The following is a 22,735-nucleotide window of genomic DNA, read 5'->3' as shown; positions in this document are numbered from 1 at the left end:
GCATTGCTTCACTCATTTTTACTCACCTTATACCATGTGTTCTTGCCCATATCACTTCCCGTGATCGGAGGTATTCTGTTAAAACGCTTTAAAAATTGGGATACCCGGTCGCTCTCGACCTTTTCCCTTTATATTTTGAGCCCTGCGCTCATCTTCAATACATTGTTGCATGCAGAGATTACCTGGACGGACGTCACCAGCACGTTCTGGTTCTCTATTATTAATCTGATTGCCCTCTGGGCACTCGCCGAGCTGTTAAGCCGGGTTTTCCGTCTGGGTGCAAGCGAAAAAGCGGGTCTCACCCTCGTGTCCACGTTTACGAACTGCGTGAATTACGGGCTCCCGCTTGTACTGCTTGCCTTTGGTCAACTTGGACTGGACAAGGCTTCCGTCTATGTCATTGGACAGATGATCATTGTTAATACGGTAGGTATCTTTTTTGCCGCAAGATCCCAATTCACGGTAAAAGATGCGATTCTGTCCGTTTTCCGCATGCCATCCATCTATGCTGCTGGCATCGCCATTATGCTACGTGCGTCCAATCTGAGCCTGCCTGACGCACTCGATGGAGGCATCTCCATGATGGCCGCGGGTTACTCTCCTGTCGTTCTCGCCATTCTGGGAGCACAGATGCTCAGACCAAAAGGTGCTACAGTGCCCTGGCTGCCCAATGTACGCCGAGCCTTCTGGACCGGACTTGTGGTCCGTCTCGCAGCTGCGCCCATCCTCTCCTGGGTGATTCTGACCGCGCTTCAGGTCGAGGGTACGTTGTTCAGTGTGCTGCTGATCCTCGCATCGATGCCGACCGCAGTGAACGCCGTTATTTTGGCTGAACAGTTCAATGCTTCTCCGCAGTTTGTATCCCGTTGCATCCTGTGGACAACCGCTGCATCCATGTTGATGCTGCCGATTATGATTGTGATGGCTTCCTGATTAGTACCGGAGGCGACACCGACGCTAGATCCGCTTGTCGGCGTTTCTCCAACCGGCGTTCATAACGCCGGTTGAGCGCTCTGACGTAGAAGAATTTCACGACAAAGTACGAAATCACACCCAGAATGACACCAAACACTGACATCCCTGCCAGAATATCCAGTCCACCAAGCAACAATTCACTCACGGCCGACCAGTTCCCGCGAAACAGCTCCATGAATGCACTCTCATGTACCGGTCCTTGTCCCATGCTGTGCGCAGGTAGAATCCAGGAACCAATCTGCTTCGCGAGCGGCATCAGAATGATAGGCAAAAACGTAAGTTTTCCAATCACGTTACCAACAATCGCTGCTGGCATCGAACCCCCAGACAGTCGCACAATTGGGTAGAATATGAGATATATCAGGGATGCGGTCGAGATCACGATCAGCTCCAGTCCGAACCCTATGGCAAATCCGGTAGATACTTTATGAGCACCTCCGGGAGCACGTAACAATTTGAGGAAATTCAGCTTCATAGCACGTGTTAAACGTACCCAGAGGTTAGTCTTGCGCTTCTGTGTGTTCATACCGAATTTCTCCTTATTTTGTACAAATGACGACTTGAATCGTCTATTCTTCAGTATATCACACCGCGTTAGCTCCAGTGATAACAATGACTGGCTGTGTCTCCATCTGGACATTACCTGCCACCGCTCGGGAGATCATACAGGAGGATTCAGCCTTATGCGCCAAGCGCTCAGCCTTTGTCAGATCCGCCTCAGAGGCATCTGCGCTGAGCACAATCCGAGGTCTATGTACGATCCGTTCGTACGTAAATACGTTATTCGTAACATCTACCGTTGCTTCCGATTCAAGCGTTAATTCATCCGGCGTAATATCCGAACGCTCCAGCATCGCTGCCAGCGTGATCAGGTAACAGGTGGAGGCTGCACCCAGCAGCATCTCGTCCGGGTTAGTTCCCGTACCGGGTCCGCCCATCTCCTGCGGAATCGATATGACCGTTTTTAATCCACCTGCATCGATTGTTCCCTCACTGTTACGCCCACCATTCCATACCGCTTTCAGATGAAAAGGATGTTTCATGACATTCATTCCTTTCTTGTTTACACACGTATACACGTAATATTCTGCTCAATCAATGCGCTAACGTGCTCTTCATCTACACCCTGATCTGTAATCACTTTGCCCACACTGCTCATCGCAGCAACTCTGGTAAACGCCTGTATGTTAAATTTGCTGGAATCTGCAAGTAGAATGACCTCATCCGCAATATGGATCATTTTCTGCTTCACCAAGGCCTGTAATTCATTGGATTCACTGATGCCTTTGGTCAGATGCACTCCTTTGCAAGACAGGAATACTTTATCCACATGATAGGCATCAAGCGAACGTTCCGCCAGCGGTCCTACAAAAGACAGTGACTTCGAAGCCAATTGCCCACCTGTGGCAATCACACGAATCTGCTCCTTGTTACTCAGCTCAGCGGCGACCTTAATCGAGTTGGTTAATACCGTCAGTGGAATGTTTGGCAATCCTGCCGCCATATACCACGCCGTTGTACTTGCATCCAAGGCGATCCGGTCGCCGGATTCCACCATTTTCACCGCTTCGCTTGCAATTCTGCGCTTCTCTTCTGCATGGGCTACAGCCCGTTCCGGATACGGAATCTCCGACTGTAACTCATCCTTATATTTTACGCTGACCGCCCCGCCATGGGACCGTCTGAGCCTGCCCGCCTGTTCGAGCTTGTCCAGATCACGACGAATCGTCTCTTCCGTCACCCCGCAGCGCTCACTAAGTTCGGTCACACGCATGCTGCCTTGCGTATCCACCCATTCCACTATTTTCTCATACCGTTCAGCTACGAGCATATTCCTTCACTCCAAACCGTTGATTATCCAGTTGATCCTGTTCATCCATCATACCACAGAGCGATGACAAGGAGAATTTGGACCATGTGCAAAAAGAGGGAGCTTTCGCCCCCTCCATTCCAGTTCTGAAGTGTATCTTATTTATCTTCTGCCATAGGGAACCAGCCTGGCGTGTGGATGATTGCATTCCACAACCCGTCAGGGATAACCAGACGTTCCTGATCGGATTTGGTCAGAATCGTCTCAATATCTTCTTCACGTCCGCTCTCGATTTTCTCGACCCAATCCGGTTCGATAATCAGTTCACGTCCAATGGCTAGCAGAGGTACTCCCGTTTGGAGCGCCTCAGCGGCCTGATCAGCAGTATGAATTGAACCTACGCCGATAACAGGCAATTTGCCGTTCACACGATCCAGGATGAATTCCATTCTAGAACGTGTATCTGCTTCGCCACGTCTTGGCTTGGACCAGAACTCGTTCACAGAGACATGAAGGTAATCCAGGTTTTTATCTTTCAGCGCATCCACTAGTAGGTACGTATCTTCCATTGTGAGTCCCGGTGTTTCCGGTTCTTCCGGAGAGAAACGGTAACCAATGATGAACGGCAGTTTGGTATGTTCGGCAACCACTTTCTGAATCTCATCTACTACAGCAAGCGGGAATGTCAGACGTTTCTCTACACTTCCGCCCCAACGATCTTCACGTCGGTTGGAATGCGGGGAGAAGAATTGCTGGATCAGATAACCATTAGCACCGTGAATCTCAACACCATCAAAGCCGGCTTCGATTGCACGACGTGTCGCTTCACCAAAGTCTTTGATAATCGAAGTAATCTCGGCATCCGTCAATTCTCTTGGTTCAGGAGATCCTGGACGCTCACTTGCAACCGCACTAGGAGCAACCACTTGACCCGCAGGTACAGCTTGTTCAGGCGTCAGACGGCCCGCATGGAAAATTTGCAATACGGCTACGGAGCCTTGTTCTTTAATGGTCTCAGCCAGTTTTTTCAGACCAGGAATGAAGCGGTCGTCATAAACACCAAATTGAGCTGGGAAACCAATGCCTGTCTCTGTTACATGCCCTACAGCCGTAATTGACATGCCCGCACCACCGATGCGACGTGCATAATAAGCAAGTTCAGCGTCGGATATTGTACCATCAGCATTCGAGGACATATGAGTCATGGGAGCGAGCACGATTCGGTTTTTCAGTGTAATGCCAGTCGGTAGTGAAACTTGTTCAAACATCTGGTTAAACTTTGGATTCATTCGTGGTTCCCTCCTGATTATAAATATCTCTTTTAATAGATATATGAATATATGCGTTCACTTACTGTAATGATTATAGTTACGTTTCACTGCAATTGCAACTTTTCATTTTCAGAAAGGAAAAAAAGAGCAGAGTGTCTCCAGACTCTCAGCCCTCTTCATTTTCTTCACATCATCCAAAAGATACTCAGAAACTCCGAACGTAAGCCAGCTTCTGATCCATCTCTTCTACGCATTCGTAACAATCGTGTTCATCGTTGGCGACCATTGGGGTTACTGGATACAGATTCATCTCTGTACTGTTATACGATTTCAATAGCGGTAACAACTGAGTCACCCGTGTATTTGCCGGGTCAAGCCAGGTGTTGATCTCTTCTTCGGAAAGGATCGCTGGCATTTTACTGCCAAACTCGCGTGTAACCATGTTTGCGCCTGTCATAAGCATCGTGCAGGTACGAAGCGGCTCTTTCCGTGTATCTCTCCACACCTCATATAACCCAGCAATACCGAACAGGCCACGATCCGGCATAACAACACGAACCGCATAACTTTTTTTGCCCTCTTGCCGCCAGTAATATAATCCATTGCAGGGAATAACGCAGCGCTTGGTCTCTACCAGTTTGTAATAGGAAGGATTCTCATGCACTGTCATGAGATTTGCGTTAACGGCATCACGACCCCAGAATGGAATGAACCCCCACCGGAACTCATCCAATACACGCTCACCATCCTGATGCAAAATAATCGGCGTATGCTGGGTTGGGCTGATATTGTATCGGTTTTTGTAATAATACATCACTCGCTGAATCTTGAAATGATCTCTGACATCGTCCAAATCAGCTGCCAATGAAAAACGGTTGCACATGTTCAAGCACTACCTTTCCCTATGAGAAGTTGAACGTATTGTTTGTAATTTTAGGGAAATTATTCATGAACATTGAACAGAAAATGACTTATTTTGACACCATTAGGGTCGGATCAAGATATATTTCATGTTTTTCACGACAAAAACAACGACCTCGGACTCATTTCAACTCCAATATTACTTGTTACTATAATAGAGAATAAAATACATTTATTGGAGGTTTTAAGTATGAAAAGGAAGTTTTTGATGAGCATCATGTTGTTCTCAGCGATTGCGATGTTTGGCAGTACCATCTATGCGGCAACCTTTCTGACCTACGGTTATCCCAGCACCACCATCCCCATTCGTACGTATAATTACGCCGCCGCATGGCAGACTCCCATGGACACTTCCCTTACCAACTGGAACAATGCAGGTGCCAAAGTTAAATTCACCAAAACAAGTAACTCCCCAAACACCATCACCGCAGGAAACTTCAATAATACAGCATATGGTGTCAACTACGCCTCCGTATCCGGCAGTCAAGTCGTAAGCTTCCGCATCGAACTCAATGCATCCACAATCACCCCTGACGCGACCAACTTATCCAACTTCATTCAAAGCGTATTTGTCCACGAACTCGGACACTCCATCTGGCTCGGTGACAACCCGACAACAAGTAGTCCTTCCATTATGTCTTACTCCCGTAACCGCAATTCCATGACCCAACCCCAAACTTTTGATATCAATAACGTAAAATCCAAGTACTAATCCGCTACGAACTTATCCCAAAAATCCAAGGAGGATTCCTGTCCATGAACAAAAATCGAGTATTAACGCTGCTTCTCTCTTCCATTTTCATTTTATCTGCTGTTGGATGTTCTTCTGTTACACCTACCGCGTCCCCATCCGATGCACCCATGACCATTATTGCTTCTGAAGATTACCCGAGTTATGGCAGCATTGGCGACCTGTCCGAGAGAGCAAATACCATTGTGAAAGGTAGTGTTGTTGAGACTCGTGTGGAAGCTTTAAACGATATCGTACAAGTTACTGATGCTGCCAATGAAAACGAGTTAAACCCTGCGTCCGATCCGGGTGGAGAGCCATCTTCTTTTGACAAAATCTATACGATCCACACGATTCAGGTCGCTGAATCCTATAAAGGCGGTTACACTGCCGGGGAAAAACTTGAAGTGAAGCAACTTGGCGGACAACTTGGCAACACCGAGATTATTAATGATGACAACCTCAAGCTGATTCCTACCAAAGACTATGTACTCTTCCTGGAAACGTATGAAGACACCCCTGCCAGCCTGCTCAACTCCGTTCAAAGTCTCTACGTGATTAAACCTGCCTTCAAGTCGAATCAGCCAGGTCAGCAACAATCACAGTCAGAAGTCATTGTGAGCGCAAACCCCGAGAATGACCTCACACTGCAACTGGAGGATCTGCAAGAAATTCAGAACGAAAAAAGAGCGAATAAACTCTTATACGGTAATCACACCACACTGTTATTTCATCTCCGTACAGGCAGCTAATCCCCTCTACTGTTCAGTCCTACATAAGAAAATGAAAACCGTGCTGCTCAGCAAACTGGGCGGCACGGTTTTTTGAAGTTCCTTATTTAGACGGTGTATTAAGTCCAATAATCCATTCAGCCAGATCCTGTGTCTGTTTCAACAAGGCAATAGGGTCACGGAACCAGGATTGTTCTTCCGTCCATATGTACACTTTTCCATTTTTGATAGCAGGCAATGAACCCCAGATCGGATCTGCCTGAAGGTCTTTCAACTGAGACTTGCTGGTCAGCACAATGTAATCTCCAGCGTATTTGGAGAGCAGTTCTATGGAGAATTCATGATAGGCGCCCTGCATCAACTCGGATGGAATGTTCTTTGGTGCTTGCAAACCAAGCAATTCGTAGATGTTACGCCCTCCCCGGCCCGACTGATTGCCAAAAATGAAGACTTGGCGATCATATTCCTGCATAACGGAGAATGTAGCATCAGCTGGAACAACACTCTGCACCTCCTGCTTGATTTTGGCAATCTCCTCATCAAAATCAGCCAGCCACTTCTCTGCTTCCGCTTCTTTGCCAAGGACTTTACCGAAATAGTTCACTTCGTCCTTGAGTGTCGGAAAAGTGATGGATGCGATCGAAACGGTCGGAGCAATCTTGCTATATTTCTCATAAGCCGCCTTGTCCGGATTCAATGTAATAATAAGATCAGGTTCCAGCTCCATCAATTGTTCAACGGAATCCCCTATCGTTTCAAGACCATCCATGTGACCTTCCAGATAAGGACTGTTCATCAGAAATTGGCCTCCACCAATCGGTTTGACACCAAGAGCAAGCACCGTTCCCAGATAATCTATGGCAGCAACTCGCTCGGGATGTGCAGGAATCTCTACCTCACCAAAGGTCGTATTTACCATTTGGGTTTCCACGACTGCCGGTTGTTCGGGTTCAGCCGCAACTTCGGATGTTTCTGCCCCCTGCTGGGCTGTTCCACAAGCACTCAATGTGAGTACAAGCGCAAGCGACATAATCGCTGATTTAAAATGGTTAAACATGTTGATTTCCTCATCTCCCTTATATTGATAATGATTATCATCATCAATTAAAGGATAACGTTCATCCCCTCCTGTTACAATAGATTGATTTATTGCATTTAATGTACTTTTTGAAACTGATTTCGAGTTTTCCTGCTGCTTCAACCGATATTGCCCTGGTGTGATTCCGGTCTCTTTTTTGAATATACGATTGAAATAAAATGGGTCCACATAACCCACATACGCAGCAATCTCCTGTAATGAAGCTTCTGTGGACGCAAGCAGACTCCTTGCCTCACCCATTCGTAACCGAATCACATATTCTGTCGGTGTACATCCCGTCTGTTCCTTGAATTTGCGTGATAAATATTGCGGACTGTAACTCAAGGACTGGGCAAGCAAATCAAGTGAGATGGATTCCCGGTAATGAGCTTTGATATATCGCAAAACCTGATCGGTAAGCGAAGGCTGTTGAAATTCGTTAAACATGCGACTCCGCTGTAACAAGACAAGCTGTACCAGTTGAAAAAAATACACTTTAACCTGAATTTTGCCCACTCGCTCCTGCCCTGACCAGCATTCATGTATATTCCGCACAAGCTCACGCAGCTCAAGTGTATGATCCGGCACTGTCGCCCAGGACTCTTCAAACGGATTACGCTGGTTCAACATCATTCGGTACTCCACAAGCACATTGGAGGGCAAGGTTGATTTGTACAAAATCAGATGTACCTCCATAACCCCTGTCGCTTCAAGTGTTAGGCGTCTTCCTTTTCCCCCATGCAGCAACAAGAACTGGTTTGTAGTCCATACCTCTTCATCAAGCCAGACCTGCCCCCTGCCTTGAACATACACAAATGCACTCGTCGGTAACACATAATTGCGTATGAACTCGTGTGTTCCGAGTGATATAAGACGCACATCAAGCACGCGAACCTGAACCTGATCCCACAGCTTGATGTCATTCTGAATTCCCATATAAACTCCCTCTCCTAAGCGATCAAACACACACAATACCTTGGCATTGTGACTAAAAACCCACCTATAATTGATAATGATTATCAATTATAACAATGATGCAACCATCTTTGAAGCCTACCTTCGTTTTTGTTAGATGCCGCAAAATAAAAAACGGTCGAAATCCCTCATAGAGAGATCTCAACCGTTCTAAGATTATGGCCTTATTATCTTTTAATAAAGTCAGCTGCCCTTCTCTACTCGACAAAAGACAATAAATATCCGTACCGTTCTTCCTCCATCTTGTCTAACGGAATAAACCGGATCGATGCACTGTTAATACAGTAACGTTTGCCGCCGCGATCTTTGGGACCATCATCGAACACATGACCGAGGTGGATGTCACCTGCCCGGCTTCGTACCTCCGTGCGATCCATCCCAAAGCTCGTATCCGTTGTATAGGTAACAACCTCAGGTACAATCGGTTTTGTAAAACTCGGCCACCCGCAACCGGAATCATACTTATCTCGACTGGTGAATAACGGCTCTCCCGTTGCAATATCCACATACAGACCGGGCTCCTCATTATCCCAGTATTCGTTACTGAACGCATGCTCCGTATCATTGTTTACCGTGACCGCATACTGTTCGTCTGTTAATCGTTCCTTTAATTGTTCATCTGTTGGACGTGGATATTGAGCGGGATCAATTCCAATCTCCAGGTCATCTAGGACAGTCATATCAATGTGACAATATCCGTTCGGATTTTTTTCCAAATAATCCTGATGGTACTCCTCCGCCAAATAATAATTCTGCAGAGGCATTACTTCCGTTACAATAGGTTGGTCATATTTTTCTTGCTCTGCCTCTACAGCCTGCTCGATAATTTTGGTATCTTCAGGCAACGTATAATATATTCCAGTCCGATACTGAATGCCACGATCATTGCCCTGCTTATTCAAGCTGGTAGGATCAATAACTCGAAAATAAGATTCAAGCAATTTCTGCAAAGATACTTGCTGCGGATCATATTTTACATGAACAGTCTCCGCAAACCCCTGGTCCCCGCGTATAACATCCTCATAGGTTGGATTCTTTCCTTCACCGTTGGCATAACCGGAAGTCACATCCTGAACCCCCGGAATACGAGCCATATATGCCTCCACACCCCAGAAACAGCCTCCTGCCAAGTACAGGTTACTCAGGTTTTCCTCGGAGACACTCGATGCCTTGACAGGTTGAGTGGATATCGAAGATGAAGCTGAATGGCTCTCAGCCCTGTTTCCACAAGCAGACACAACTATCGCTATAACAAGGAGGCACAGGCCCAGCAGCGTCCTTTTCATGACACTTCCTCCTTTCTCACAAAATCTCTTGTAATGACTCCATGATCTGTTCATTGGATGCATGCCCTGGCTGCGATTTCGTTAAAATACCATCAGAGCCAATATAAAAGGAACTAGGATATGCTCTTACGCCAAATTTCTTGGCCCATACACCTTTCTCATCCAAAAGAACAGTTATGTTATCATACGGCTGTTGGTCAAACCATTCGGTAAACGCTTGGGAGGATTTCTCTCCTTTGTAGTCTGGCGTCACAATCGTAATGACTTGAAAATCATTGTTTTGACCAGCCAAATTGTTCAGGTCTTCCAAACCCGCAAGACAGATGGAACACCAGGAAGCCCAGTATTTCACATACACTTTCTTGCCTTGAACATCAGAAAGTCCAACCGTGTTTCCTTTCAGATCACGCAATGAAAATTCAGGAGCCGTCTCTCCCTTGTTCATCATGGTTGACGAACTCATATCGGATGTTGATGCTGGGGTTGATGATGACCCCGTTTGTTTTGTATCTGTTTGCTGTGATCCACATGCGCTCAAGATCAATAGTACTCCAGTGAATACGATTACAGATACCATCCATTTCCGTGCCGTCTTCATACCAAATTCCTCCAATGATTATTGAAACCAGGTCACTAAGCTGTTTAGCCGGTCTGTCATTAACAATAGTCCCATGATAATAAGAATACAGCCGGAAGTTATTTTGATGACGCCCATGTACCTGTATAAACGACGTATCCGCTTCATAACATATTCCGAAAAAACAGACAGAATCAGAAAAGGAATCGCTAACCCAAGGGTATACAGGAACATGAGAAACCCGCCATACAGTGGAGAGCCTTCTCCTGCGGCGATACCAAGAATGGCCGCGAGCACAGGCCCGATACAAGGCGTCCAGCCAAAACTAAACGTTAGACCCAACAGGAACGCTCCGACATCCCCTCCCCGTTTGGCTTGATTGTTTGACAGCTTTCTCTCCCGTTCCAGCCAGGATAGTCGGATCAACCCGGTTTGATAAATCCCAAAAAGCACTACGATGGCTCCGCAGATCGCAATAAACACAGGACTTGAGATCAAATTACCAACGATGCCGGAACCAAAACCGAGTAAAACAAATACCAGGGACAGCCCAAGAACAAATAAAAATGTCCGCAAAACAAGTGTGGACCGCAACCGATCCGAAGTGGTGTCGGACTGCTGCTGATTCGTACCGTTGACCATGCTTCCGGACAGATAAGACACGTATACCGGGATCAGCGGCAGAATACATGGCGCAAAAAACGATAACAATCCTGCACCAAAAACACCGAAAAGGAATACTAAATCACTGGTCAAGTCATTCACCACCTGAATAAATACTGCGTTGGATTAACCAAGGTTAACGACTGACGTAGATCGGAAGCGTGAACCAGAAGCAGCTTCCTTCTCCTTTTGTACTCTGAACCCCGATCTCGCCACCATGGAGTTCCACAATCGATTGAGCGATGGCAAGGCCAAGCCCGGCCCCCCCATTGCTCTTGCTACGTGATTTGTCAATTCGATAAAAACGTTCAAATATACGCGAAGTTTCCTCCGCTTCAATGCCTTCCCCTTCATCCGTAACTGAAATTCGTATAAACGGCCCCTTTTCTTCGGCAGCCAGAATGATTTTCCCTTCAATAGGAGAGTATTGAATGGCATTTTGCAGCAAATTGGAAAGGACCCGCTTCATTTGTGCAGGCATCATGACCGCGGCTGGTAATTTATCGGGCAAATCGATTTCAACGTTCAGCGTTTTCTCGGCGAGATGAAACGAAAAACTCTCCAACGTACTGAGCAGCAACTCATCGACGTGACAAGGCTGAGGGTCAAATACCTCCCCTTGCGCTTCCAGGCTGGATAATTCAAACAAATCTTGAATAAGCCCTCCCAAACGCTTCGTCTCAAGTCGTATCGTGTTCAGGTAACGTTGAAAGGTTTCTTTATCCTTAATGACATCATCCTCCAACGCTTCGACGAATGACTGAATGGATGCCAATGGAGTCCGTAAATCATGGGAAACATTGGCGATCAACTCTCGTCTGGCGGTTTCTGAGTGATGCAGATGATCAAAGCTTTCCTTCAGCTTGGAACTCATTTCATTAAATTGCTGTGCCAGAAGCTTAAATTCCTGCGTACCGATGAGAGGGACTTCCGTATGGAAATCCCCTTCGGCAATTCGTATAGTCTGCTGTGTAATACGCGCAATTGATTTCTCTAATGGCTTAGTCAGCAAATATTGAAGAATAAACGAAAGTAAGCCTACCCCTGCCGTTATAGCCGATAACCAATACAATTGTTCGATCGTAAGCAGCATTTTGGAATAACTGATGAACAAACAAATTAATAATACGCCAATGCCCGTGAGACTGGACAACACCAAGTATGTGCGAAGTTTCATGAACTACCACCCGCAAACTTGTATCCTATGCCCCAAACTGTTTTAATATATTTTGGATCAGAAGGATTCTGTTCGATCTTCTCTCGTAATCTCCGAACATGTACAGTCACCGTTGTTGTATCTCCCTCATAGCTAAAATCCCAAATCTTGCTTAACATCTGATTACGGGAGAACACCTGACCCGGGTGACTTGCCAGCAAATACAACATCTCAAACTCTGTAACGGTCAATTCAATTACCTGCCCGCTGATATGCACTTCACGCTTGGTAAAATCAATGGTAAGCCCTTCATAATTGATCGTATATTCAGATGTTGTAACAGGTGATGCCTGCGCAGTTCGCATTCTCCGCAGGATTGCCTTTACACGTAAAACAAGTTCTCTCGGACTAAATGGTTTGGTCAGATAATCATCCGCCCCCATCGTCAGTCCCATCAGACGGTCCTGTTCCTCACCCCGGGCCGTCAGCATTACAATGGGCACATCCTCAGTTTGCCGAATCTCGTTGCAAACTTCCCAGCCATTCTTATGTGGCATCATCAGGTCGAGCACAATCAAGCTTGGCGTTTCGCTGTGCCACAGCTCAATAGCCTCCAAACCGTCCTTAGCCGTCACGACAAGATAACCTTCCCGTTCCAGATACCTGCGACAAACGTCCGTAATATTTGTATCATCATCAGCAACAAGTACACATTCATTCAAACGAACCCACCCCATATTCCAGAAAATACATTTGAGCCAATCATATCATATGGTGATGGCGATGCTTAGCCCTTAAATTACTTCATTACCATGGCGGGCATCATGTATTGTTTAATTACAGACTCAGCCGCATACGAATTCCCTTCATGGATGACAGGCATCGATTTCAAGTTAACTTGCATACCGTCTACCATGATTTTTTTCGATCCAATCCACAATTTAATCGTTTTTCCCGCAGGCATCATCGTTTCTTCCATCATCATGTCGTCTTTCATCATCTTATCGTCTTTCATCTTCATGTCATCTTCCATCATGTTGTCGTCTTTCATCATCATGTCATCTTCCATCATGTTGTCGTCTTTCATCATCTTGTCGTCCATTTTGCCCATATACATCAGAGTTACAGATCTATCCTTGCTGTCCCACATAATGCTGTAATCATACATTTTCGCCGCCTGTCTCAATTGAACAAGCTCCATGCCATCCTTTTTAATCGTTTTCATATCTGCAGCACTTGCCAATCCAGAAAAGGCCATAGACATCACCAATACCGCTGCTACCATCACTTTTTTGCTCTTATTTGTTTTCATCATTCTTATCACTCTCCATTCGTTTATTACTTACATGGATTACAATAAGCAAGACAGCTTACGATTCTCTAAGCGAAGTATTACGAAACCATTACGATATATAAATGGGGTCAGGTTTCAATAAAAAAACGGTTGAAATCTCTCTTACGAGAGACTCCAACCGTTTCTTCTAGGTCAAACGAATAAAATCAATCATGGATCGAACCTCGATCGGTCCCGGATTTGATATCACATCATTAGACTGCAATCCCTCTCTGGAAGTGAACTGCACCTTCACCGGAATGCCAGGAATCAAGTCGAAGAAGTTATCTGAGAAGACACCCTCCACATCCGAAGATAACCATACCTGTTTAGCAAGCACGTCACTTTCCAGTACCAGATGAACGCCGTTCTCATCCGCTCCTCCGCTTACATTGATGTTTGCAGGCTGCAGAGCAAGGTCTTTGGACGGTACAAAATAGTGTTCCTGTACGATATTCGCAGCACCTTCCTGTTTCAGATCCAGGCGCAGCAGCGTGTTAGCTGTATCATGACCTTCAAGCCATTCCACGTTACGTAATGACAGCACTCGATCACCTGTATTAGATGCCAAGGTCACGTCATGTGTTTCATCACAATGCACCGTTCCATCGAACCCGAGCAAACGAATCTGTAACTGCCCTTTTACAGGTTGTAATTGATCCGAGATGATATATATATCTGTTGTATCTTCTTTTGTTCCATCTACCGATACCAACACATCGCTGAAGCTGCGTTTCGCATAATATTGCAATGCTTTCCAACGACCAAGGTAGTCCATACCTGCCCATGAAGCCACTGGCCAGCAGTCATTCATTTGCCAGTAAAGTGTGCCCATGCAGAATGGTTTGCGGCGACGGTGCGCTTCAATGGCTGTCTTCATCGCTTCCGCTTGAAGCACCTGACTCATATACAGGAACGATGGGAAGTCCTTCGATTCATGCATGTACATATCCATATACTGTTTGATCAGACGATTACCTGCTCCATTCTTTTGATGAGCCAACATGACTTCCGATTCCAGAGCCAGATCCTCTTCTTCTGCATAAGTGCGTACTGACTTGTACTCCGGGAAAGACTGGAATCCGTATTCACTCATGAAACGACCCACATGCACGTTGTAGTTTTCGAATGGTTCTACATTGTGCCACACGCCCCAGTAATGGATATCCCCTTCAGCTGTGGATGGGTGCGCATGTTGCGTCTCATCCCCTGTCAGTGATACCAGTGGTGAGGAAGGCCAGTAATCCACACCTGGCGCATACGCTTCAACGACTTCTGGCAGCAGATCATGGAAGATGGCTTCGTAATCGGCCCAGATGCTTTCACGCTGCTCGGCAGTAAATTCCTTTTTCCAACCCCAGCCACCATTCTCAACATAGTGAGCCCAAGCCGAATCAATCTCGTTGTTCCCACACCAGAGTGCAATACTTGGATGGTTGCGCAGACGTTTCACATTATCAATCGCCTCATGTCTCACACTGTTCAGGAACGCTTCATCTCCTGGATACATGCTGCATGCAAACATGAAGTCTTGCCATACCAGGATTCCGTATTCATCACACAGTTCGTAGAACACATCCTGCTCATAGATTCCGCCACCCCACACGCGCAGCATATTCATATTGGACTCGGCTGCGGATACGATCTCATGACGATAACGTTCATGAGTAATTTCAGTGATGAAGCTATCATTTGGAATGTGATTGGCCCCTTTGGCAAAGACCGCAACCCCGTTTAATTCAAAATAAAAGGATGCTCCTGCTTCATCTTTGTCACGTACCAAGCGAATGGAACGAAGCCCAGTCTTCACTGTAGATTCAGCCACAGCTCGCTCACCTTGAAGCACTTCGGTAAGGAAGGTGTACATATGCGGATCACCAAGCCCACGGCTCCACCACAGTTTCGGTTCATCCATGGAGATTGGAATCTCCACAGTCTGAGTTCCGGGTTGTAGTGATACGGATCTTTCCCATCTCTGTCCATCTGCGCCGATACGAATAATCGTATCTACCGCTTGTGATGTCTCGACTTCCACAACAGCAGTTAATGAAGCTGAGGTAGCGCTTACTTCATTTTGCTGGATATACACATCATTGATTCGTACCTGTGTCCAACCTTCAAGACGTGCTTCACGCCAGATCCCACTGGTTACAAAACGCGGACCCCAGTCCCAACCATAGTGATACGGGGCTTTACGTGCAAAAATACTTACTCTCTTGTCGCCAAGTCCGCCAACATCGGACTGATCATTCGATGCCGGTAATGCATATCCGAGCTTCTCTAGCTTCGGCAGATCTTCCTGAATTGGTGACCGAAAACGTATTCGGAGAATGTTGCTTTTCCCCTTCAATACAGACTTTACATCTGCCTTCCATACTCGGAACATATTATCTGCTGATAACACATGCACCTCATTCACATACACATCAGCATATGTATCCAGACCATCAAACACCAGTTCCAGATGTTCCTGCGAGAACAACGTTTCGGCAACGTCAAATTCCGTCTGATATTCCCAATCTATCTTATCAATCCATTGTACTTCCTTCTCGTTTGTTCCATAAAAAGGATCTGGAATCTTGCCCAGCTTCAGCAAATCTGTATGCACACAGCCGGGCACCTGAGCCGGCATCCACTCTTGATCTTCGCAAGCCTTGAACGTCCAATTCTGAAAAACATGTGATTGTATTGTGCTCATGACAGCCTCCATTGTTGTTAGAGTTGGTAAACATTATTTTGTTAGGTTTTGTTATTATAAAAACAAATAACTTACAAAACAAAATTAACACGATATGCTTCTTATAGTCAATCTGTTTTGTAATTTAATTTATTATTTGGTTTCTGCATACCAAAAAGACATGAAGCTCTAACCTCTCCATGTCTTTCACCTGATTTCATTTACCCGTATGATCATTGTTAAAATGACCCTTAAATTCATATCCCATTACTGTATACTGGCGTTATATTCATCACGAATAATTAATTCCGAATAGATCAGCTTGCGTTCATAAGGCTCATCGAGATGTTTAATCCGCCACAATAGCTGATCTACTGCTCTCGTTCCCAGATTCTCTTTGTTAATATGTACCGAAGCAAGAATGGGTTCATCCGTCTGCGTATTGTCAAATCCGGTTACGGCACAGCGTTCGGGCACCTGAATGCCTCGACTTTGGAGTGCCTGAATGACAATGACAGCTGTATGGTCATTTGCACATACGATAACTTCAGGTATATCCTCCAGTTCCATTTCAGCAATGGATCTCCGGATCTCATCATACTCTGGTCCCAGCAAGCCTTCTTGCTGTTTCCCCTCCAACTGCTTCTCTTCCAGCACCGTACGATATCCAAGCCAGCGTTCTCTAAAACTTGCCGCATCGGGCAGTTGCCCTGCAAACTGGAACCTTCTATATCCTTTTCCAACGAGCATAAGAACCAGTTCTTTCATACATTTCATATTGTCCGTAAAAACCGAGTCTGCGTATATGGCAGGGTCTTCATGATCCACCATGACAAGCGGAATACGCAGCCTGTAAATCTCCAGCAATACCGATGTCGAGATGGTACCCACGGTAATGACTCCGCTGATCGCTTCGGGATTAAGGACCGAGAACATCCGATCTGAAGAGGGTTCTGTCAGCGTTAAAATATCCATTCCCTTCTCATTCAACCTCTCAGAAATGCCATCAAATACTGGCCCCCAGTATAAGGAAGATCGATTCTGAGAACGAACGTTAGGAAACAAAATCAATATCGTGCCTTGTCGCTCCGCTTCTGGCTTCATCTCAGCTGATATCTGTGTCTCCCCCGGATAACGCTTAGGCTCAGTTCTGAAATACCCAAGCTGCCCCGCCGTTCTGACAATCATCTCGCGTGTATGCTCACTCACACCAGGCTTGCCCGTCAGCGCACGGGAGACTGCGAATTTGGACACCCCCGCAGCATCCGCAATTTGCTGCATCGTTACTCTTTTGGCCATCCTACTCACCCGTTTTTCCTAATTTTCCATTCAGTGTAGCATAAAAAACAAAAATCAACAAAACAAGGTTATGTTATTCTGTTTTTGTTAGGTAGTAGTTTATCTGTTTCACAAGGTGTGCGACATAACCAAAAAGGCCCTCTCCCCACCTTCCATAGAAGATGACGAAAGGACCCTTGTCCCCCAATTATACGCCTGATACTCCCTGATCGCCAAGTTCCGACTGTAAAACCGGGCGTTTTCTGCGCCAGAAGATAGGCTGTGGAAGTTTGATCTCTGTGATCAGAACACCGACCAACATCAAAGCTGCTCCCGCATACCCTTGCAACGTTAGCGATTCCCCTTGAAAGGTAAATGCAAAGGCTGCTGCAAACAGTGGTTCGAGTGAAAAAATCAGACTTGTTCTTGTAGGAGAGGCATGACGCTGCGCGAGTGTCTGCAGAATATACCCCAAGCCGCTACACAAAACACCTAACCCGAGAATGGCTGCCCAGGATTCAGCCGTATCGGGCATACGTGGCGTTTCCAGCATAAATGTAGCTGCAATTCCCCACATCGCTGCAACACCTAATTGAACTGTCCCTAATGTTAACGGATCATGCTTCGGTGTGAACTTGCCAGCAATCATGATATAGATGGCATACACAAGTGCTGCTAGTATGCACAGAATATCTCCCATGTGCAGACTAAGCTGATGCTGAAGCGTCAACAAGCCAAGCCCGGTAACTGCAACCAGGATACTGAGTGTCAATCGTTTATCCGGCATACGACGATGCTGGATCGTCGTCAGGATCGGTACAAAAATAACGGCCAAACTTATCAGGAATCCCGCTTGGGATGTCGTTGTTCGTTGCACACCATAGGTGATAAATACAAATGCAGCGAATAAAGCTGTCCCCATAATAGCGCCTGCCACAAGTGTTCTGCGATCCATGTTAAACAACCGCCGATGAAAAAGAAGTCCTGCGGCAATAAAGGCAATTCCAAAACGAAATGCGACCAGATTCAATTCTTGCATGGACTCCAGACCCGATTTCATAAACAGATAGGAAGATCCCCATATAACCGTTGCGAGCAGCATCTGTATGTCCGCTCTTCTTGTTGTCTGACCTTGATTAACCTGTACACCATTCATCTTGCTTCAACCTTCATTCTATGTATTCTGAGCTGTGTGATCGTGCGTCAAACTAACTCGCCTTGGCAAGTATAAACGATCTCTTTGCATTATAAAAATGAATATTTATAATATATTATATGAAATAAATTCATGCATCAAAAATGGAAAGGAACGGAACCATTCATGTCACTGATCAAATACGAAATATTAAATACTGTTGTGGAATATGGCAGTCTCACCAAAGCGGCAGAAGCGTTGAACATCACCCAATCCGCAGTCAGCCATGCCATCGCCAGTCTGGAGACAGAATGTGGTTTTTCCCTGCTCCATCGCAGCCGCTCCGGTGTGCGGGTTACCGCTGAAGGGGAACGCATTCTGGGATACACACGTGAGATTCTGCGCTGGACGGAACTGATGAACCAGGAAATCTCCCTCATTCGCGGCGCGGAGATTGGTACGGTGCGTATTGGTACCTTCGCAAGTGTCTCCACACAATGGTTGCCGGGTATCCTGAAACAATTCCGCCTGCGTCATCCCGGAATTGAGATTAAGCTGTGGGAAGGCGATTATGCTGAGATTGAGGGCTGGCTAGCTGGAGGTGCCATCGATCTCGGATTTCTATCCCTCGGCGATTCATCACCTTTTGAGACGATCCCATTACAAAAAGACAGGATGATGTGCATCCTGCCTCTGGATCATCCTCTCGCCTCAGAGGAGTCTGTTTCGTTTGATGTTTTACTGGAACAACCCTTTATTCTGCCCAAGTGGGGTGGAGATAACGAGATTGAACGACTGATCCGGCAGCATGCGGCCAAGCTCAATGTCGCCTATGAAGTAGCCGAGGATCAAGCCATTATGGCGATGGTCCGTAATGGCCTCGGTATCAGCCTGCTTCCGAAAATGGTTCTTCAAAATCATACCGATTCACTCGCGCTCGTGCCACTCTCTGGAGATCCTTATCGTACAATTGGCATCGCCTGCCCATCTTTGGGCAATCTATCGCCCGCTACGCGGCGGTTCATTGAAGAGGTGCAACAGTGGCTTGCCAGGCTATGTAAGTAAATGTGGAGAATCACTACCTTTATCGGTATGATCCTTTTTCTCCTATCCGGTACTCACAAATTGGATAACACCAAGAGTCAGCAGCAGTACAGATATAATCGCAATCGTGATGCCAAAACCAATCAGGAAGCGCACGCCAGGTGAGCGTTTGTTCTGCTGACTGCCTCCCAGGTTATCCAGCTTTCGCTCAATTTGATCCAACCTTTCATTTACCTGTTTCAGATCTTGATTGGAGTTCATTCATCCATCTCTCCCTTTTCTGTGTATTCGATCTATTCCCACACCCGATCGAGCTGATCTGCGTAGTAACGGATTGCTCTGTTATAGTCATTGATTCTCTTGTCACTTGATGTGTCCGCAAGTTGCACGAGCAGTCGTTGCATCGCTTCTGCATGTTCACCCAGATTGTAGAGCACCATGGCATAGAAAACTTCAAATTCCCGGTACGCCGGGAATTCTTTCATCCCTTTTTCAAACCAAACCTTTGCCTGCTCATACTGTCCAAGCGTTCGATATGTGCTGCCCAACCCGAGTATCGCCCCTGCTCTGTCCTCATCAGAAAGACCAAGACTTAGTGCCTTCTCATAATGCGGGACAGCTTCCCGCTCCAATCCAAGCGAATCATGTGCCCAAGCCAGCTGATACCAGACATTCGCATTCTCGGGTTCCTGGACTGTAATCTCTTGCAGTAGTTCAATCGCTTCCTGCACCTTGCCTTCTTGTCTCCATCGCACGGCCTGTTCCAAATTACTCATGCTGTCACTTCCCATCTTGCATTATAATTTCCACTTATATGATTCAATTGTTTTATTATACCAAAAAAGCACCCTAGAGAATATGTTGTAACAACTCAAGGTTGTCCAAACGCTATTCCATCGTGTGCTTTTTCATTCGATGCAGCCAGCTAGTTTAAGCTGAAATCTCTCTGAAAACGATCTGTTCATCGTCTAATTAAGACCATACCGTATTCGCTACCATAACAATAAATACAAGCATGAGATAGTTCACCGAGATCAGAAAGTTTACTTTTGCCCACTTCTCATCATCCTGTGTCTTCAGTCCGCTAAGGGTATGCACAAACCAGATCAATCCACCGACCAGAGATACAATCAGAAATACCAGACCTACGTAGTCGTAATAATACAACAGGAATACAGCAGGAAGCAGCAGAAAAACATAAGGAATCATCTGAAACTTGGTGCGTTTCACCCCTTTAACCACTGGCAACAACGGGAAGCCAGCAGCACGATACTCCTCTACCCGGCGAATACCCAATGACCAGAAGTGTGGTGGTTGCCACAAGAATAATAGTGCAAATAGCAACCAGGCACCTGCATCAATCTCATTGGTTACAGACGTATAACCGATGACAGGCGGCATTGCTCCTGCAATTCCACCCAGCGACGTGCTCCACGTCGAACTGCGTTTCAACCACATCGTGTAAATCACGATGTAAGCGAACCACCCAAGCAGTGCCATCCACCCTGATAACGGATTCACCAGGAAAAATAGTACTGCTAGTCCCACAACACCAAGGATAATGCCATAGCCAAGTACAAACCCTGGCTTCAGATGGTTAATGTAATCCATCCTTTTTTTGGTGCGCTCCATCTTTTGGTCCAATTCACGATCCCAATAATTGTTGATTACACAAGCTGAAGCAATAACCAAGGTTGATCCAATCACGACCATGAGCAGAGATAACCAGTTGATATCCCATTTTGAAGCTACCCAGAATCCTACCGCCACCGCAAACACATTTAACCTTAGAAGTCCGGGCTTAGTTAATGCAATCATGTCTTTAAGCATGAGGCTCCTCCTGAACTATGTAAAAACGCCATTCCAATAATGATACATGTACCTACCATTAATTACAATCGCTTTCATGAATTTGTCATAACCAAAAAGCATCCCTCACCGTTCCAATGAACAGGAGGAATGCTTGATGATGAATTTCATCTTATTTTATGGGATGTATTGTTGCACAATTTTAGTCACTTTTCCGTCCTGCACCGTCAGGTGATACGGGAATACGGACAGATCAAGAATACGGGTATTCTCATACAACGATTCGAACTTGGATAATGTCACAGGTTCATTCCACTGAATGTCTGCGCCCTGCATCGTACCATCCCGATCATACAACTGCATCAATACTTCAGCATTGGCACTAACCTCAACCTGCTCCTGCTCTTTGCTGTCATTGACAATATAGTAACCATCTGGAGCACCGTCTATACCTGCTTCCGGATTGCGCTGTGCAAAAATCGCATCGGCTTCTTCACCCTGATACCAGCCAATCTTGTCCACTGTCATAAACAATTTGCCGTCTTCTATATGCATACCTTCAACATAGGCTGTAAACATCTCGGAGTTTGCAACTTGAGCTTCTTTCGCAGAAGGTTGTTGAGCGTCCGTACTACCTTGAGCATTCGCAGGGGTAAGTAAATATGTAGTCAGCACAATCATACCAAGTAAAGCAACAACTGCACCGATCATTCCTAGTTTCCATTGTTTTGTCGCGTTCTTCATAGGTAACATCTCTCCTTAATATGAACGTTACTATTCCTTAACCGGAAGTCTTGCTTCTCAAACGCTCATGTGAACTATCGATACCAACGTTCTTTCTTTTCTTATCATACTTGGAACAGGGATTATAAAAGTATCAGCCAGATTAAAAATAGTTACAATGTGCGTCATCACTCCTTTCTGTAGTCTCCGTAAACGGCAATAACCCCTGAAGGCATCGCCATTCAGAGGTTATTTACTGGGGTGTGTCTTTTAAACTCAGGCAAGTGATACGTTGAAGGATGTCTGTGTCCAGATAGCTAAGGAATCGAGGACATCTTATTTGGCCATCTGGCGCCCCTTTTATTTTGTAAGGAACATGAGACACGTTATTTGCCAGAATTCCCTGAAAACACGCTAATAACGGCTGTTTATACCAATATAACGTGTGTCAGATTCCTTAGATTGCTGCGGGACTTTCAAACCCTTGAATAAGACGTCACAGGTTCGTTAGCGCCCCTCTATCTGCCCTGCTCCAGACATGCTCAGAGTTACGCTCCAGCTTT

Annotated in this window: 23 protein-coding genes; 4 read left to right on the top strand and 19 right to left on the bottom strand. The window is 45.9% G+C overall.

The genetic code is table 11. The annotated features are described in order from the left end of the window. The first annotated feature begins 3 nt into the window (after nucleotides 1–3). Nucleotides 4–933, top strand: a complete 930-nt coding sequence (locus MHI55_RS13215; protein WP_036608854.1) for an AEC family transporter — start codon at nucleotides 4–6, stop codon at nucleotides 931–933. On the opposite strand, the gene MHI55_RS13210 is transcribed toward MHI55_RS13215, so the two are convergent. The 5 genes from MHI55_RS13210 to MHI55_RS13190 form a co-directional block, all read right to left on the bottom strand. Then, nucleotides 911–1,501 (bottom strand): DUF2062 domain-containing protein, encoded by a 591-nt coding sequence (locus MHI55_RS13210; RefSeq protein WP_036608856.1) that lies wholly within the window; start codon nucleotides 1,499–1,501, stop codon nucleotides 911–913. The genes MHI55_RS13215 and MHI55_RS13210 overlap by 23 nt on opposite strands. Before the next feature lie 58 nt (nucleotides 1,502–1,559). Beyond that, nucleotides 1,560–2,018 carry an OsmC family protein gene (locus MHI55_RS13205; RefSeq protein WP_036608858.1) on the bottom strand — a complete coding sequence of 153 codons (459 nt, stop codon included), beginning with the start codon at nucleotides 2,016–2,018 and terminating at the stop codon, nucleotides 1,560–1,562. Between the two features lie 20 nt (nucleotides 2,019–2,038). Further along, on the bottom strand, nucleotides 2,039–2,806 hold the full coding sequence (locus MHI55_RS13200) for a DeoR/GlpR family DNA-binding transcription regulator (RefSeq protein ID WP_047842629.1): 768 nt from the start codon (nucleotides 2,804–2,806) through the stop codon (nucleotides 2,039–2,041). A 137-nt stretch (nucleotides 2,807–2,943) separates the two neighbouring features. After that, a complete protein-coding gene (locus tag MHI55_RS13195; RefSeq protein ID WP_340390202.1) occupies nucleotides 2,944–4,074 on the bottom strand; it encodes an NADH-dependent flavin oxidoreductase in 1,131 nt (376 codons plus the stop codon). 187 nt (nucleotides 4,075–4,261) lie between these two features. After that, nucleotides 4,262–4,939: an SOS response-associated peptidase gene (locus tag MHI55_RS13190; RefSeq protein ID WP_036608866.1), complete on the bottom strand. Its 678-nt coding sequence runs from the start codon at nucleotides 4,937–4,939 to the stop codon at nucleotides 4,262–4,264. Between the two features lie 228 nt (nucleotides 4,940–5,167). Here MHI55_RS13190 and MHI55_RS13185 point away from each other — a divergent pair, with 228 nt between their 5' ends. Then, nucleotides 5,168–5,689: a hypothetical protein gene (locus MHI55_RS13185; RefSeq protein ID WP_076318667.1), complete on the top strand. Its 522-nt coding sequence runs from the start codon at nucleotides 5,168–5,170 to the stop codon at nucleotides 5,687–5,689. Between the two features lie 44 nt (nucleotides 5,690–5,733). Continuing rightward, the gene (locus MHI55_RS13180; protein ID WP_340390200.1) at nucleotides 5,734–6,459 is read left to right on the top strand and encodes a hypothetical protein; all 726 of its coding nucleotides are present in this window, start codon (nucleotides 5,734–5,736) and stop codon (nucleotides 6,457–6,459) included. A gap of 82 nt (nucleotides 6,460–6,541) precedes the next feature. On the opposite strand, the gene MHI55_RS13175 is transcribed toward MHI55_RS13180, so the two are convergent. From MHI55_RS13175 to MHI55_RS13130, 10 genes are all read right to left on the bottom strand, one after another. Next, nucleotides 6,542–8,452 (bottom strand): AraC family transcriptional regulator, encoded by a 1,911-nt coding sequence (locus tag MHI55_RS13175; protein WP_340390197.1) that lies wholly within the window; start codon nucleotides 8,450–8,452, stop codon nucleotides 6,542–6,544. Nucleotides 8,453–8,688: 236 nt separating this feature from the next. Then, on the bottom strand, nucleotides 8,689–9,777 hold the full coding sequence (gene msrB / locus MHI55_RS13170; protein ID WP_340390195.1) for a peptide-methionine (R)-S-oxide reductase MsrB: 1,089 nt from the start codon (nucleotides 9,775–9,777) through the stop codon (nucleotides 8,689–8,691). A gap of 16 nt (nucleotides 9,778–9,793) precedes the next feature. Continuing rightward, nucleotides 9,794–10,375 (bottom strand): redoxin family protein, encoded by a 582-nt coding sequence (locus tag MHI55_RS13165; RefSeq protein ID WP_101313888.1) that lies wholly within the window; start codon nucleotides 10,373–10,375, stop codon nucleotides 9,794–9,796. 18 nt (nucleotides 10,376–10,393) lie between these two features. Continuing rightward, the gene (locus MHI55_RS13160; RefSeq protein ID WP_257467851.1) at nucleotides 10,394–11,119 is read right to left on the bottom strand and encodes a cytochrome c biogenesis protein CcdA; all 726 of its coding nucleotides are present in this window, start codon (nucleotides 11,117–11,119) and stop codon (nucleotides 10,394–10,396) included. Between the two features lie 34 nt (nucleotides 11,120–11,153). After that, complete coding sequence (locus MHI55_RS13155) at nucleotides 11,154–12,194, bottom strand: ATP-binding protein (RefSeq protein WP_017688949.1); 1,041 nt, start codon at nucleotides 12,192–12,194, stop codon at nucleotides 11,154–11,156. Beyond that, a complete protein-coding gene (locus MHI55_RS13150; protein ID WP_101313886.1) occupies nucleotides 12,191–12,895 on the bottom strand; it encodes a response regulator transcription factor in 705 nt (234 codons plus the stop codon). Before MHI55_RS13150 ends, MHI55_RS13155 begins: the two co-directional genes overlap by 4 nt. Before the next feature lie 77 nt (nucleotides 12,896–12,972). Then, entirely contained in the window at nucleotides 12,973–13,488 is a 516-nt protein-coding gene (locus MHI55_RS13145; protein ID WP_101313885.1) for a hypothetical protein, read from the bottom strand. 166 nt (nucleotides 13,489–13,654) lie between these two features. Further along, nucleotides 13,655–16,204, bottom strand: a complete 2,550-nt coding sequence (locus MHI55_RS13140; protein WP_340390193.1) for a glycoside hydrolase family 2 protein — start codon at nucleotides 16,202–16,204, stop codon at nucleotides 13,655–13,657. A 246-nt stretch (nucleotides 16,205–16,450) separates the two neighbouring features. Beyond that, nucleotides 16,451–17,464, bottom strand: coding sequence for a LacI family DNA-binding transcriptional regulator (locus tag MHI55_RS13135; RefSeq protein WP_340390191.1), 1,014 nt, complete (start codon nucleotides 17,462–17,464; stop codon nucleotides 16,451–16,453). 205 nt (nucleotides 17,465–17,669) lie between these two features. After that, nucleotides 17,670–18,617, bottom strand: a complete 948-nt coding sequence (locus MHI55_RS13130) for a DMT family transporter (RefSeq protein WP_047842617.1) — start codon at nucleotides 18,615–18,617, stop codon at nucleotides 17,670–17,672. A 165-nt stretch (nucleotides 18,618–18,782) separates the two neighbouring features. On the opposite strand from MHI55_RS13130, the gene MHI55_RS13125 reads away from it, so the two are divergent. Next, nucleotides 18,783–19,661, top strand: coding sequence for a LysR family transcriptional regulator (locus tag MHI55_RS13125; protein WP_340390189.1), 879 nt, complete (start codon nucleotides 18,783–18,785; stop codon nucleotides 19,659–19,661). A 42-nt stretch (nucleotides 19,662–19,703) separates the two neighbouring features. Here the strand turns inward: MHI55_RS13125 and MHI55_RS13120 are convergent, their stop codons facing one another. From MHI55_RS13120 to MHI55_RS13105, 4 genes are all read right to left on the bottom strand, one after another. Further along, nucleotides 19,704–19,901 (bottom strand): hypothetical protein, encoded by a 198-nt coding sequence (locus MHI55_RS13120; RefSeq protein ID WP_340390187.1) that lies wholly within the window; start codon nucleotides 19,899–19,901, stop codon nucleotides 19,704–19,706. Between the two features lie 32 nt (nucleotides 19,902–19,933). Then, the gene (locus tag MHI55_RS13115; RefSeq protein ID WP_036609020.1) at nucleotides 19,934–20,416 is read right to left on the bottom strand and encodes a tetratricopeptide repeat protein; all 483 of its coding nucleotides are present in this window, start codon (nucleotides 20,414–20,416) and stop codon (nucleotides 19,934–19,936) included. A gap of 196 nt (nucleotides 20,417–20,612) precedes the next feature. Further along, nucleotides 20,613–21,470 carry a heme o synthase gene (cyoE, locus tag MHI55_RS13110; protein WP_076318604.1) on the bottom strand — a complete coding sequence of 286 codons (858 nt, stop codon included), beginning with the start codon at nucleotides 21,468–21,470 and terminating at the stop codon, nucleotides 20,613–20,615. A gap of 156 nt (nucleotides 21,471–21,626) precedes the next feature. Beyond that, a complete protein-coding gene (locus tag MHI55_RS13105) occupies nucleotides 21,627–22,193 on the bottom strand; it encodes a hypothetical protein (protein WP_036609022.1) in 567 nt (188 codons plus the stop codon). Nucleotides 22,194–22,735: the final 542 nt, after the last annotated feature.

The sequence above is a fragment of the Paenibacillus sp. FSL E2-0151 genome (assembly GCF_037993015.1).
GTDB classification, from domain to species: domain Bacteria; phylum Bacillota; class Bacilli; order Paenibacillales; family Paenibacillaceae; genus Paenibacillus; species Paenibacillus amylolyticus.
Note: the sequence above shows the minus strand (reverse complement) of the source record. Positions and strands in the feature narration are given on the sequence as shown.